Genomic DNA, 13,304 nt, shown 5'->3' on the forward strand with positions numbered 1-13,304 from the left:
GCGGCCCGAACACATAGGGGCTCGAATGCTAAAGGTCTCCCCATGCGTGTCGCGATCCTTGTTATTATTCTGATCTTAGCCGCGGCCCTCGGCTTCCTCTTCTGGCCGCGCGGGCGAGAAGAGGCGCCGGTCGAACAGGCGACCACCGCGCAAGGCCCGGAGGTCACGTCCGTGGCCCCCGCGACGGCCTTGCCCCGCTTCGACATCGTACGCGTCAGTCGCGGGGGCTTCGCCGTGGTCGCCGGCACCGGCGCGCCGGGCGGAACGGTCGAGCTGCTCGCGAACGGCGAGGTCCTGGCGACCGAGACGATCGGCGCGGACGGCGCCTGGGCGATCAACGTCGACACGCCGCTCGACGCGGGTCCCGTCGAGCTCACCCTGCGCCAGTCGGGCGAGGCGGGCACGGCGCCGATCACGTCCGAAGAGACAGTGGTGATCTACGTGCCCGAGACCCCTGAGGACGCGCCCGTCGTCCTGCGCACGACGCCCGGCGGCGCGACAGAGGTGCTGCAGCGCGCGACGGACCCGGCGACGGGCCTCGGTCCGCTCGCGGTCGAGACGATCGACTACGACGAGGGCGGCAACGTCATCTTCGCCGGCCGCGCGAGCGCCGGCAGCGCCGTTCAGGTACTGCTGAACGGCCGCCCCATCGCCTCGGCGACGACCGCCGACGAGAACGGCCGCTGGGAGCTGCCCGCCGAGGTCCGGCCAGGCCGCTACACGCTGCGGGTCGTGCAGTTCGGCGAGGACGGCAGCGCCGCCTACGTCGTCGAGGTGCCCTTCGAGCGGGCCGGCTACGAGGACGTCGAGATGACCGATGGCGGCGTCGTCGTGCAGCCGGGCAACTCGCTCTGGTTGATCTCGCGGACCGTCTACGGCGAGGGGCGGCAGTACACAGTGATCTACGAGGCGAACGCCAGCCAGATCCGCGACCCCGACCTCATCTATCCAGGGCAGGTCTTCCGCGTGCCTGACCAGCGTTAACGACGACGCCGGGACGGGCTAGCGCCGGGCGGGGCCGGGGCTGTAAGCCTCGGGGCATGAAACTCATTCCCCTCGCCGCGCTCGTCCTCGGAGCCGCCATGCCCGCCGCGCACGCCCAAGACAGCGCCGCCGACCTCGACCTTCAGCGCCTCTACGCCTCGCCGGGCCTGTCGGGGCGCGAGCCCAGGTCGGTCGCCTACGCGCCCGACGGCACGAAGGTGACGTTCCTGCGGGGACGCACGGACGACGCGCAGCGCTTCGACCTGTGGGCCTTCGACACCGCGACGGGCGAGGCACGGATGCTGGTCGACAGCACGGCGCTCGACCCGGACGAGGGCGAACTCTCCGAAGAGGAGAAGGCGCTGCGCGAGCGCAAGCGGATCGCAGGCTCGCGCGGTATCGTCTCTTACGACTGGGACGCGCAGGGGCGTCAGGTCCTCGTGCCGCTCGGCGGCGACCTCTACTTGGCGAGCCTCGACGGCCAGGTGCGCCGCCTCACGGGGACGGAAGGCTTCGAGTACGACGCCAAGGTCAGCCCGCAGGGAGGCTACGTCTCCTTCTTACGGGACGGGGCCCTCTACGCGGTGGAGCTGTCCTCCGGCCGCGAGCGGCGCATCAGCCCGGAAGCCGACCTAGCGAACGCCGTCACCTACGGCACGGCCGAGTTCGTCGCCCAGGAAGAGATGAGCCGCTACACCGGCAATTGGTGGAGCCCGGACGACGGGCGTATCGCCTACACCCGCACCGACGAGAGCACGGTCGACGTCATTCCCCGCTTCGACATCGCCGCGGACGAGGTAAGCGTGATCGAGCAGCGCTATCCGCGGGCGGGCCGTCCGAACGCGGTCGTCCGGCTCTTCGTCGAGCCCTTGGGCCGGGGCGAGCCGGTCGAGGTCGAATGGGGCGCCTCGCCCGATGCCTACCTCGCGCGGGTCGACTGGGCCTCGCCGACCACTCTCTACGTCCAGACGGTCAACCGCGATCAGACCGAGCTCAAGCTCTCCCGCGTGAACGCGGAGACCGGCGAGATCACGGCGGTCGCCACGGAGCGCCAGGCGACCTGGATCAACCTCTCCAACGACTTCCGCCCCCTGCCGGACGGCGGCTTCCTCTGGACCACGGAGGAGACGGGCAAGCGGCACGTCTACCGGTGGGACGCGGACGGTACGAAGACAGCCGTGACGTCGGGACCCGGCGTCGTCTCGGGCATCGAAGCCGTGGACACGGAAGCGGGCGAGGTCTGGTTCACGGGCTTCGGCGCGACGCCGCTGGAGCGGCACCTCTACAAGGTCAGCTACCGCGAGCCCGGCAAGATCACTCAAGTGACCCCAAGCGGGGGAACCTGGGACGTCAAGGTCGCGCCGAACGCGGCGAGCTATGTCGGCACCTATGAGGACCCGAAGACGCCGCCGCAGACGGCGCTCTACGACGCGAATGCGGAGCGCATCGCCTGGATCGAGGAGAACGCGCTCGAAGAGGGGCATCCCTACTTCCCCTTCCTCGCGACGCACGCGGTCCCCGAGTTCGGTACGCTCGAGGCCGAGGACGGTCAGACGCTGCACTACTCGGTGCTGAAGCCTCACGACTTCGACCCCTCGCGCCAGTACCCCGTCATCGTCGAGGTCTATGGCGGCCCGCACGTTCAGACCGTGACGAAGCGCTGGCCGAGCCTCGCGGACGAGTACCTGCAGCGACAGGGCTACGTCGTCTTCAGGCTCGACAACCGGGGTTCGTACAATAGGGGCAAGGCGTTCGAGGACGTGATCTTCGAGCGTACGGGCGGACCCGAGGTCCGAGACCAGCTTCGCGGCGTCGAGTGGCTCAAGAGCCAGGATTGGGTCGATCCTGCCCGGATCGCGATCGAGGGCTGGTCCTATGGCGGCTACATGACGCTGATGACGGCGCTTCAGGCGCCCGAAGGCACCTTCGCAGCGGCGGTCTCGGGCGCGCCGGTCACGGATTGGGCGCTTTACGACACCTTCTACACCGAGCGGTACATGCAGACGCCGCAAGAGAACCCCGAAGGCTACGAGGCGTCCTCGGTCTTTCCCTATTTGAGCAACGCGACCTTCCCGCTCCTGATGATGCACGGCATGGCGGACGACAACGTGACCTTCGACAACTCGACCCGCGTCTACGCCGCGCTGCAGGAGGCGGGGGCGCCCTTCGAGATGATGACCTATCCGGGCCAGCGCCACGGCATCAGGGGCGAAGCGCTGTCGCGGCACCTCATGGCGACGCGGATGCGGTTCCTGAACCGTCACTTGAAGCCGGGCAGCGAGGGGGCGGACTGAGACGGTATGGCGGCTTGAAACCGAAGCAATTCCGACCGAAATGGTCGGCATGAGCGAACGCATCACCGCCCCCGACTTCGCCGGCGAAGACTTCGATCCCCTGTCCGGCGGCCGCGACATGGACGAGGCCGACCTGTCGGCTTTGTCTCCGCCGCGCGAGAAGCGCGACGTGATCGACCTCGGCGGGCCGTCCTCCGCCGGCAAGCTCCTTTCCGAGTCCGAGATGTCGGAGGTCACGGGGCGGATCGTCGATGCGCTCAAAACCGTCTACGACCCCGAGATTCCGGTCGACATCTACGAGCTCGGCCTGATTTACCAGGTCGACTTCGAGCCGCCGACCGACGAGACCGGCGGCGAGGTGAAGATCCTGATGACGCTGACCGCGCCCGGCTGCCCCGTCGCGGGCGAGATGCCGGGCTGGGTCGAGACCGCCGTTAAGCGCGTGGACGGCGTCGACCGGGTCGATGTCGACATGACCTTCGATCCGCCGTGGAGCCCCGAACGCATGTCGGACGAGGCGAAGCTGGAATTGGGGTGGATGTAGCGATGGCAGAGCGCCCGAGCAGCGAAGCGGTAGCGCGCCCTAAGAAGCGCGAGAGGCCCGCCGTCGTAACCCTCACGCCGCGCGCCGCCGACCGCATGAAGGCGATCATGGCGCGGGCTGAGGACGACTATCTCGGCGTGCGCATCGGCGTGAAGAACGGCGGCTGCGCGGGCATGGAGTACACCATGGACTACGCGACCGAGGCCGCCCCGCTCGATGAGCGGGTGGAGTCCGAGGGCGTGCAGATCCTGATCGACCCGAAGGCGATCCTGTTCCTGCTCGGCACGCGCATCGACTTCGTCACAGAGAAGCTGTCCTCGAAGTTCGTGTTCGAGAACCCGAATCAAACGGATGCCTGCGGCTGCGGCGAAAGCGTGACGATCGTTCCGGCCGCAGCGAGCTGACCACTGGCGGAGGGTTTTCCGCGGGAAACATCGGTCTGCGCGTAAGCGCCATCGTCCGAACACGTCAGCGTTGTGCGCCGCAATCACGGAAGCGAGATTCTTTTCTCGCGCGCGTCCGGATGTGGGACTCCCCGTTGACGGACCCTTCCCTTACGAGAAGGTTAAACCTCGTAAACCATGGAGGGGTTCATGCGCCGCTTACTTTCCGCCGCGCTCTCGCTGGCGGTCGCCGGCTTCGCTTCTGCGCAAGCTGCCGTCATCGCCGTCGAGACCGACGACACGAGTGTCATGGTCGGCGACATCGTCGACTTCCGCATCACGTTCACCGCTGACGATCCGGCCGAGTACCTGGCCGAGTACTTCCTCGAGCTGTTCTACGACGACACGGCGCTCGCCTTCGCCGGCGTCAGCTTCCTCGACCCGGCGACCGGCATCAATCAGGTCGATCCGCCCGTCACGTCCGAGTTCATCGCGGACTTCGGCGCGGATGCGATCGACGGGATTGTCGATCTGTTCGGCATCACCGGGAACTCCGACGCGACCCTGGCGGCCGTTCAAGCGGACGACTTCGTCATCGCGACCGTCAGCTTCCTCGCCTATGCCGTCTCGTCTGCGAGCGATATCGGTCTCGACACGATCATCTCGGATCTCGGCGGCGACCTCGACGTCGAGTTCGGCGACGACGTCGTCACGATCGAAGTGGTGCCGCTGCCGGGTGCGCTCGTCTTCTTCCTGACCGGTCTCGCCGGGCTAGCGGCCCGCCGCCGGCTGGCCTGACGCCAATCCTCGCCTGCGCCGCTCGAGGCGCAGGCCCCCGATGACCGTTCCCTCCTTGCGGCTAGGCGCCGTGAGGAGGGAACGGTTTCGGCGTGTTCGGTCGTACATCGCCGATCAAGCGGATGGCGGGCCCGCCGGCTGCGGCGTCAGTTCGAGAGCATCCGCATCGTAGCCGCGCGCCTCGGCCTCCGCGATCATCCGGTCTAGGACCTCGCCGGACAGGCTCGGCGTGCGGGAGAGGATCCAAAGGTACTTCCCGTCCGGGCTGCCCACCAAAGCGGCCGAGTAGTCCGGCTCGAGCGCGAGCACCCAGTAGTCGCCCTCCGCGAAGGGCACCCAGGAAGGCGCGAAGCGCACTCGCAGCGTCGCCTCGCCGGTGCGCCGGGCGACGCCCTCGGCGACGTCGCGTTCACCGTCCTTGAGACAGCTATTGGTCACTGCGACCTTCCCGTCCTCGCGCAGAGCGTAGCGGGCGGTGACGGCGGTGCAGCCACGCTCGAAGCGGTTCGGGTAGCGGGCGATCTCGTACCAGAGGCCCTGATACCGTTCGAGGTCGAGGGCGGTGACCGCCTCGGGCGGCGCGGTCTCGGCCCGGTAGTCGGGCTGCTGTGCGCAAGCGACGAGAAGGAGGGGCAGGAGAGGAAGGGCGCGCGGTGCGCGCATGGGGAACCTCTTGAGGTAGCTGATCCCCATAGGTGGTGCCGGGCGGCGTCTAGGCCAGCGCCGCCCGGCGTTCGGCTCTATGCCTTGCGGCGCCGGCGGCGCAGCATGCCGCCGAGGCCGAGGGCACCGGCGAAAAGCGGCGCCGCGGCGGGCAGTGGGATCTCGCTGAGATCGCCGAAGGCGAAGAGTTCGCCCCCGATCAGGAAGTTCTCGAAGCTCGTGAAGAGGAGGAGGCTCGACGAGCCGTCCGCGTTGGTGAAGTCGAGTTCGAAGGCGCCGGCCAGCATCGACGAGGCGACGATCATGCCGACGTCGTCGAGGGTGACGAGGCTGTCGAGCGCGATGGTGTCATCGCCCGTCCCGCCGTCGAAGAGGGTGAAGTCGTCACCGCCGCCGAGCGAGCCCACGAAGGCGCGTTGGTCGCCGATCAGGGTGATAAGGTCGTCGCCCAACCCGAAGAGGGCGTCGCCCTCCAAGACGGCGTCGAGCGTGTTCAGGACGAGGCCGTCCTCGCCCGCGCCGAGGTCGAGGGCGATGCCGCCCGTGCCGCGGATCGTCGCCTGGTTCTCGATCAGCTGGCTGCCGTCATTGCCCGGGTCGGTGAGGATGCCGATCTGCCCCTCGATGAGGCCGAGGTTGACGACTTCGAGTGTCGCCGAGCCTTCGTCCACGTCGATGCCGGCCTCGGCGTCCGCCGGATCGCTCGCGAAGCCGCGCGAGACGATCGAGGCGCCTTCGAAGTTGATGATCGTCCCGCCGTCGACGTCAATGCCGTCGCCGCTTCCCGTGCCGGAGAGGATGCTGCCGAAGTTCAGGATCTCGGCATCGGCGCCGACCTGGATCGCGTCCTCGTCCGTCGTCTCGATGACGGCACCGGCGTCGTTGAAGACGAAGGCGCGGTCTCCGGCCTCGAACGCCTCGTCCCCGGCGCTGATGGTACCGTAGTTCTCGAGGTAGGCATCGTCGCCGGTGCCGACGCGGATGCCCTTGTCGCCAGAGGTGATCGTGCCCGTGTTGATGACCGTGACGAACTCGAGGCCGTCCGCGTCGATCGCCTTGTCGCCGCCCGAGATGGCGCCGTCGTTCTGCACGAGGCGGTCGCCGAGCACGCCGTCCTCGGCCTGGCCGAAGTCGATGCCGTCATCGCTGCCCGACACGCTCGCACCCGCGCCCACCACGACCTGCGTGGCCGGTCCCGTCAAGGCGAGAGCGTCCTCGCCGTCGAGGCTGCGGACCTCGCCGTCGCTCTCGACCTCCAGGTAGATGCTGTTCTCGGTCGCGAAGCCGTCCTCGTCCACGCCGGAGCAGAGGACGACGCCGCCGAAGTCTTCGCACTGCGCGGCTGCGGCCGTCGGCAGCAAGGCGAGCAGCGAGGTAGTCAGTAGGATGCGGCGCATGGTTATCCCTCCCAAACGGTTACCGGTGCGGGCTCCCCTCCTTTACAAAAGCTTTCGGCCGTGTCGCGGGGAAAGCGCGGTTCGTTGCACACGCCGCGCTTGAGCGACCGCTTGTCAGTGCGGGGCCGCCGCGCGATAGAGCGCGCCGATGACCCACACAGTGAACGACATCCGCGCAGCCTTCCTGTCCTTCTTCGAGGGGCGGGGGCACGAGGTCGTGCCTTCCGCGCCGCTCGTGCCGCAGAACGACCCCACGCTTCTCTTCGTCAACGCCGGCATGGTGCCGTTCAAGAACGTCTTCACGGGCGCCGAGAAGCGGCCCTACAGCCGCGCGACCTCCTCGCAGAAATGCGTGCGGGCGGGCGGCAAGCACAACGACCTCGACAACGTCGGCTACACGGCGCGTCACCACACCTTCTTCGAGATGCTGGGGAACTTCTCCTTCGGCGACTACTTCAAGGAAGAGGCGATCGAGGCGGCCTGGAAGCTCGTCACGGCTGAATTCGGCCTCGCGCCGGAGAAGCTGCTCGTCACGGTCTACCACACGGACGACGAAGCGGCGGACCTGTGGAAGCGGATCGCGGGGCTTCCCGACGAGCGCATCATCCGCATCGCGACTTCCGACAACTTCTGGTCCATGGGCGACACCGGGCCCTGCGGTCCTTGCTCCGAGATCTTCTACGATCATGGCCCCCACATCGCGGGAGGCCCGCCGGGCAGCCCGGACGAGGACGGCGACCGGTTCGTCGAGATCTGGAACCTCGTCTTCATGCAGTTCGATCAGCAGGAGGGCGGCGAGCGCGTAGCCCTGCCCAAGCCCTCGATCGACACGGGCGCGGGCCTCGAGCGCATGGCGACCGTGCTCCAAGGCGTGCACTCGAACTACGAGACGGACCTGTTCCGCACCTTGATCGATGCGTCGGTCGAGCTGACGGGCCGCGGGGCGGAGGGGGACGACGCCGCAGCGCACCGGGTCATCGCCGACCACCTTCGCGCCTGCTCCTTCCTGATCGCGGACGGGGTCAGCCCGTCCAACGAAGGGCGCGGCTACGTCCTTCGGCGCATCGCGCGGCGGGCCATGCGCTACGCCAACGTGCTGGGCGCCGAGGAGCCGTTGATGCACCGCCTCGTCCCGACGCTGACGGCCGAGATGGGCGGCGCCTTCCCGGAGCTCGTCCGCGCGCAGGTGCTGATCGAGGACACGCTGCGGGTCGAAGAAGAGCGCTTCTCGGACCTCCTGACGCGGGGTCTGAAGCTTCTCTCCGACGAGACCGCGAAGCTGCCGGGCGGTGGCACCTTGCCTGGCGAGGCCGCGTTCCGGCTTTACGACACCTACGGCTTCCCCCTCGACCTGACGGCGGACGCCCTCAAGCGGCAGGGCTACGGCCTCGACGCCGAAGGCTTCGATGCGGCGATGGCCGAGCAGAAGACGCGCGCGCGCGCCGCCTGGGCGGGCTCAGGCGATGCGGGCGCGGACAGGGCTTGGCTCGAGGTCGCCTCGGAGAAGGGGACGACGGAGTTCATCGGCTACGCGCACGAGCGGGCCGAGGGCACGGTGGTCGCGATCGTCAAGGATGCTAGCCTCGCCGAGACGGCCGAAGCCGGCGACACGATCGCCTTCGCCGCCAACCAGACGCCCTTCTACGGCGAGAGCGGCGGGCAGACCGGCGACAGCGGCACGGCCGAGACCGAGGGCGGCGCGCGGCTTCGCGTCACCGACACGAAGAAGAAGGCGGGCGTCCACGTCCACGAAGCGGTGGTCGAAGAGGGCAGCTTGCGCGTCGGCGACACGCTCACCCTGCGCGTCGATCACGAGCGCCGCGCCGCAATCAAGGCGAACCACTCAGGGACCCACCTCCTGCACGCGGCGCTGCGCCGGCACCTTGGCACCCACGTCGTCCAGAAGGGCTCTTACGTCGGGCCCGACGCCTTCCGCTTCGACTTCAGCCATGACGGCGCTGTCGGCGCCGAAGCGCTCGACGCTGTCGAGGCCGAGGTGAACAGGGTCGTACGGCAGAACGCCGAAGGGCTCGTGCGCTACATGGCCTATGACGACGCCATCAAAGAGGGCGCGATGGCGCTCTTCGGCGAGAAGTACGGCGACGAAGTCCGGGTGATGACGCTCGGACGAGACCCCGACGACGAGACCAAGCCCTACTCGGTCGAGCTTTGCGGCGGCACGCATGTCGATCGCACGGGCGACGTCGCGCTCTTCGCGGTGACGTCCGAAGGCGCGGTCGCCTCTGGCGTCCGCCGGATCGAGGCGGTGACGGGCGAAGGCGCGCGCGCCTACCTGAAGGGCCAAGCAAACGCGGCCATCGAGGCGGCGGCGGCGCTCAAGACCAAGCCCGAAGAGTTGGCCGAGCGCGTCCGCGCCCTGACCGAAGAGCGCAAGAAGCTCGAGAAGCAGCTGACCGAGGCCCGCAAGAAGGCCGCGACCGGCGGGGGCGGCGCGCCCAAGGCCGAAGCGGTCGGCGACGCCCTCTTCACCAGCGCCGTTCTAGAGGGCGTACCGCCCAAGGAGCTTCGCGGCATGATCGCGCAGGCGCTGAAGGAGGCGCCGAACGCGGTCGCGGCGTTCATCGCCGTGAACGACGGTAAGGCCAGCGTCTCGATCGGCGTCGGCGACGCGTTGACCGCCAGCCACCCGGCGCCGAGCCTCGTTCAGGCCGCGGTCACGGCGCTCGGCGGCAAGGGCGGTGGCGGCAAGCCCGACCTCGCCCATGGCGGCGGGCCGGATGCGGGCGCGGCGCAGGCCGCCATCGGCGCCGTGCGCGCGATGCTCGGCTAGGCCGCGCTAGGCACGGTGAAACGGACGGTGAGGCCATCCGCGGAAAGGCTGCGGGCCAGCGCGCCGTCCATCGACGCGACGGTCTGATCGAGAAGGCGGCTGCCGAAGCCGGCGGGCCCGTCGCCTGCTTCGCTCAAGACGCATCCCTTCTCCTGCCAGCACAGAGCGATGCGCTCCCCGTCGCGGCGAGCGTCGACGTCGAGGCGACCGCCGGGCTGCGCGAAGGCGCCGTACTTGGCGGCGTTGGTCGCCAGTTCGTGGATGATCAACGCGTAGTTCGTGACGGTATCGCCTTCGATCGTCACGTCGCCGGGAATGTCGACCGTCACGGCGGCCCCATCGCGATCATAGGCCGCGAGGAGCGCGGCTGTGACGTCGGCGAGGCCTACGCGGCCCTTCGAGTCCACCGCACCGCGCATGGCGAGGTTCGCCGCGGTGTGTAGATCGGCGAAACGGCTTCGCAGTTCGCCGACCAGATCGGAGACGGTCTCCGCCTCGCGCGCCGCCGCCGCGGTCAGGGCGCCCGCTACGGCGAAGAGGTTGGCGAGCCGGTGCGCCATCTCGCTCGCAAGCCGCCTCTGCGCCTCTTCGGCCTGATGCTCTTGCGTCGTGTCGACGAAGATGGCGCGGACCCAACCGCCCTGCCGGCCGCCGTCGCCGCCGACGCCGCGAGCGGAGATCCAGCGCTCCTCGCCGCCATGGGCGATCCGGAAGTCGAAGGCGTAAGGTCCCGGGGCTTCGGCGCTCTGCCACCAGCGAGCAGCGGCCTCCTCGCGGTCCCGGGCATCGATCCGGCGGAAAAGGGCGGAGAGCGGTTGGACGTCCGAATCGAGCCCGCCCCAGAACTGCCTGGCCAGCGCGTCGAGTTGGACACGCTTCTCGGCGGGCGCCCACGACCACAGCGCGACGCCGCCCTGGTGGATGGTCCGAACGAAGCCATCCAGGCTCCAATCGTCGCTCGTCACGTCGTACATCGTCATTCCCCTGCTCGCCCGACCCTAGGCCCGAACGGCTTGGAAACGAAACAATCTTCCAACGCCTCAAGGAGATGCGACCAACGGCAAGGCTCTGGCCTTGCTTGCCTTCGCTTGACCGGTCGCGGTCCGCCCTACCTTCCTTCGATGGGTGCCGCTTCGCCTCGCCATACGCTCGCCTTCCTCGCCGCCGCGATCGCCCTTTGCGGGTTGTGGGCGGCGTTCGGCGGGGCGGCCGTGCACGGGCCGACGGTGCTGATCCTGACCGCGCTCGTCCTCGTCCTCGGACTGCCGCACGGTGCGCTCGACCTCTGGCTCGCCAGGCGCGCCGGACTTTGGTCCGGCAGCGGCGGCTTCGTACGCTTTCACGCCGCCTACCTCGCGCTCGCCGCGAGCGTGGTCTCGGCGTTCCTTCTCGTTCCGACCGCCGCGCTGATCGGCTTCCTCGGCCTGTCCGTCTGGCACTTCTCCGACGATTGGCGAGAGCTGGCGCCCGCGATCCGCGTTCCGCTGGCATCGAGCATCGTGCTCGTGCCCTGCCTGTCGCACCCGTCCGAGGCAGGGGCGATCTTCGCTGCGGTAACCGGCAGCGCGGTCATCCCCGCCGTCATGCCCCCGCTGACGGTGACGGTCGGCGCGGCCTTCCTCGCCCTCGTCCTTCTCGTCGCGGCCCGGCGGAACCCTGCGAGCGCGATCGAGGCGGCAACGGTGGTCCTTCTCGGCGTCGTGCTGCCGCCATTGGTATTCTTCGCCGCCTACTTCGTCCTCCTGCATGGCCCCCGTCACATGTTGCGCCACCGAAGCCTTCTCGGCGGCCGTGCCTCTCGCTTCGGTGTGCTCTTCTATACGGCGGCGGCGCTTCTCATCGTCCTGGGGCTGGGTTTGGCGTTGGGACGGGCGGCGCCGGTCAGCCTGGCCGACGAGACCCTACGGACCCTCTTCGTCGGCCTCGCTGCGCTCAGCGTACCTCACGCCTTCCTCATCGAGCACGAGCGCCACGTCGCCCCCTCCGGCCAGCCGGTGCGGTTCGCGAGAGCGGCGTGACGGAGGTCGACCTCGAACGGCGCGGCTCTTGGGGCATCGTGACCCTGAACCGCCCTCGCGCACTGAACAGCCTGACGCCCGCCATGTGCGCCGCCTTCGACGAGGCGATCGCGGCCTGGGAGGCCGACCCGGCGGTGCGAGCGGTCCTGATCGAAGGGGCAGGCGAGCGCGCGTTCTGCGCCGGGGGCGACATTCGAGCGCTTTACGAGGTCGCGAGGAAGGACCCCCAGGCGGCCGCGGACTTCTTCCGGACCGAGTACCGCCTCAATACACGCCTCTCACGGATGAGCACGCCGAGCGTCGCGCTCATCGACGGGATCTGCATGGGCGGCGGGGTTGGGGTGTCGATCCACGCGGCCCATCGCATCGCGACCGAGCGGACGGTCTGGGCGATGCCGGAATGCGCGATCGGCCTCGTTCCCGACGTGGGGGCGAGCTTTTTTCTGAACCAGCTTGGCTGCGGTTTGCCGCTCTACCTCGGCCTCACGGGTGCGCGGCTGACCGGGCATCAGTGCGTCGCGGCGGGCGTCGCCACCACGGCCGCGCCGTCGAACGCGCTCGAAGACCTACGCGAAGCGCTGCTCACGCTGCCGGATCCGGGCGAAGCGGGATCGATCGAGGCGGTTCTGCCGGCGAGCGACCGAAGCCCGCTTCCCGAAGGAGACGAGATCGCCGGTCTGTTCGGGGCGGTCCAGAGCGTCGAACAGGTCCTGGAACGTTTGAGGGCGACCCGCACGCCGCTGGCCGAAGGCGCGTTGCAGCGCATGGAGGGGGCGAGCCCGACGAGCCTCGCGCTTACCTACCGCCTCCTGACCGAAGCATCCGGAGACTTCGCCGAATGCATCGCCCGGGAGTTCCGCGTCGTCGCCCATCTGATGGACGGGCCCGACTTCATCGAAGGAGTCCGCGCCCAGGTCGTGGAAAAGGACCGTCAGCCCCGCTGGTCGCCCGCGACCCCGGAGGGCCTGACGGCGTCGAGCCTGTCGCGCTACTTCGAGGCGCCGCGCGGCGGCGACCTCGACCTGTCGGGCCTTCTTTAGTCCTTCTTGGGGTCGTGACCCCAGTTCATCAGGCTGTAGCGCCAGTCGGAGTGTTCCATGTCGTCCTCGGGCCCGCCCTGGGCGAGGTGGCGATTGATGTAGCTCGTCACCTTTCGCATGTGGTCGTAGTCGTCGTCGGTCAGGTCGGCCTTCTTCTTGTGCTTGATCTCGACGATCCGCTTGCCGGACTTGTGCCCCTTGCTCTCGCCGTCTCCTGAGTCCTGGCCGACCTTCTTCGACTCCTCGGTACTCAGGAAGTCCTCGATCTCCTTCGGCGCCATGTTCACCAGGTCCTTGAACTCCTGGTAGACGTCCTCGTCGCTCTTGCTCATTTGTGGGGCTCCTTCCGCGGCCCTAATGCCAGAAGGCGCTGCCCGGTTCGGGTTGCGGGC

General features: G+C 68.8%; 12 protein-coding genes. 8 read left to right on the forward strand and 4 right to left on the reverse strand.

The features are described 5' to 3' along the window. Positions 1–42 precede the first annotated feature (42 nt). From GGQ59_RS10340 to GGQ59_RS10360, 5 genes are all read left to right on the forward strand, one after another. The gene (locus GGQ59_RS10340) at positions 43–984 is read left to right on the forward strand and encodes a LysM peptidoglycan-binding domain-containing protein (protein ID WP_183818257.1); all 942 of its coding nucleotides are present in this window, start codon (positions 43–45) and stop codon (positions 982–984) included. 56 nt (positions 985–1,040) lie between these two features. After that, a complete protein-coding gene (locus GGQ59_RS10345; protein WP_183818259.1) occupies positions 1,041–3,278 on the forward strand; it encodes a S9 family peptidase in 2,238 nt (745 codons plus the stop codon). 118 nt (positions 3,279–3,396) lie between these two features. Continuing rightward, positions 3,397–3,822 carry an SUF system Fe-S cluster assembly protein gene (locus GGQ59_RS10350; RefSeq protein WP_183818526.1) on the forward strand — a complete coding sequence of 142 codons (426 nt, stop codon included), beginning with the start codon at positions 3,397–3,399 and terminating at the stop codon, positions 3,820–3,822. Between the two features lie 2 nt (positions 3,823–3,824). Continuing rightward, positions 3,825–4,226, forward strand: coding sequence for a HesB/IscA family protein (locus GGQ59_RS10355; RefSeq protein WP_183818261.1), 402 nt, complete (start codon positions 3,825–3,827; stop codon positions 4,224–4,226). Positions 4,227–4,415: 189 nt separating this feature from the next. Continuing rightward, complete coding sequence (locus GGQ59_RS10360) at positions 4,416–5,003, forward strand: hypothetical protein (protein WP_183818263.1); 588 nt, start codon at positions 4,416–4,418, stop codon at positions 5,001–5,003. A gap of 114 nt (positions 5,004–5,117) precedes the next feature. Here GGQ59_RS10360 and GGQ59_RS10365 read toward each other — a convergent pair whose 3' ends face one another. Beyond that, a complete protein-coding gene (locus GGQ59_RS10365) occupies positions 5,118–5,666 on the reverse strand; it encodes a lipocalin family protein (protein WP_183818265.1) in 549 nt (182 codons plus the stop codon). Between the two features lie 77 nt (positions 5,667–5,743). After that, positions 5,744–7,063, reverse strand: a complete 1,320-nt coding sequence (locus GGQ59_RS10370) for a hypothetical protein (protein WP_183818267.1) — start codon at positions 7,061–7,063, stop codon at positions 5,744–5,746. 148 nt (positions 7,064–7,211) lie between these two features. On the opposite strand from GGQ59_RS10370, the gene alaS reads away from it, so the two are divergent. Next, positions 7,212–9,854, forward strand: a complete 2,643-nt coding sequence (gene alaS / locus GGQ59_RS10375) for an alanine--tRNA ligase (protein ID WP_183818269.1) — start codon at positions 7,212–7,214, stop codon at positions 9,852–9,854. On the opposite strand, the gene GGQ59_RS10380 is transcribed toward alaS, so the two are convergent. Continuing rightward, a complete protein-coding gene (locus GGQ59_RS10380) occupies positions 9,851–10,834 on the reverse strand; it encodes an HWE histidine kinase domain-containing protein (protein WP_183818271.1) in 984 nt (327 codons plus the stop codon). The genes alaS and GGQ59_RS10380 overlap by 4 nt on opposite strands. Positions 10,835–10,975: 141 nt before the next feature. Between GGQ59_RS10380 and GGQ59_RS10385 the strand changes: the two genes are divergently transcribed. Both GGQ59_RS10385 and GGQ59_RS10390 read left to right on the forward strand, forming a co-directional pair. Beyond that, a complete protein-coding gene (locus GGQ59_RS10385; protein WP_183818273.1) occupies positions 10,976–11,872 on the forward strand; it encodes a Brp/Blh family beta-carotene 15,15'-dioxygenase in 897 nt (298 codons plus the stop codon). Further along, positions 11,869–12,912: a 3-hydroxyisobutyryl-CoA hydrolase gene (locus GGQ59_RS10390; RefSeq protein WP_183818275.1), complete on the forward strand. Its 1,044-nt coding sequence runs from the start codon at positions 11,869–11,871 to the stop codon at positions 12,910–12,912. Before GGQ59_RS10385 ends, GGQ59_RS10390 begins: the two co-directional genes overlap by 4 nt. Here GGQ59_RS10390 and GGQ59_RS10395 read toward each other — a convergent pair. Continuing rightward, positions 12,909–13,244 (reverse strand): DUF3140 domain-containing protein, encoded by a 336-nt coding sequence (locus GGQ59_RS10395; RefSeq protein ID WP_183818277.1) that lies wholly within the window; start codon positions 13,242–13,244, stop codon positions 12,909–12,911. The two genes, GGQ59_RS10390 and GGQ59_RS10395, sit on opposite strands and share 4 nt — an antisense overlap. Between the last annotated feature and the right edge of the window lie 60 nt (positions 13,245–13,304).

The sequence above is a fragment of the Parvularcula dongshanensis genome (assembly GCF_014199615.1).
In the GTDB taxonomy this organism is placed as follows: Bacteria; Pseudomonadota; Alphaproteobacteria; order Caulobacterales; family Parvularculaceae; genus Parvularcula; species Parvularcula dongshanensis.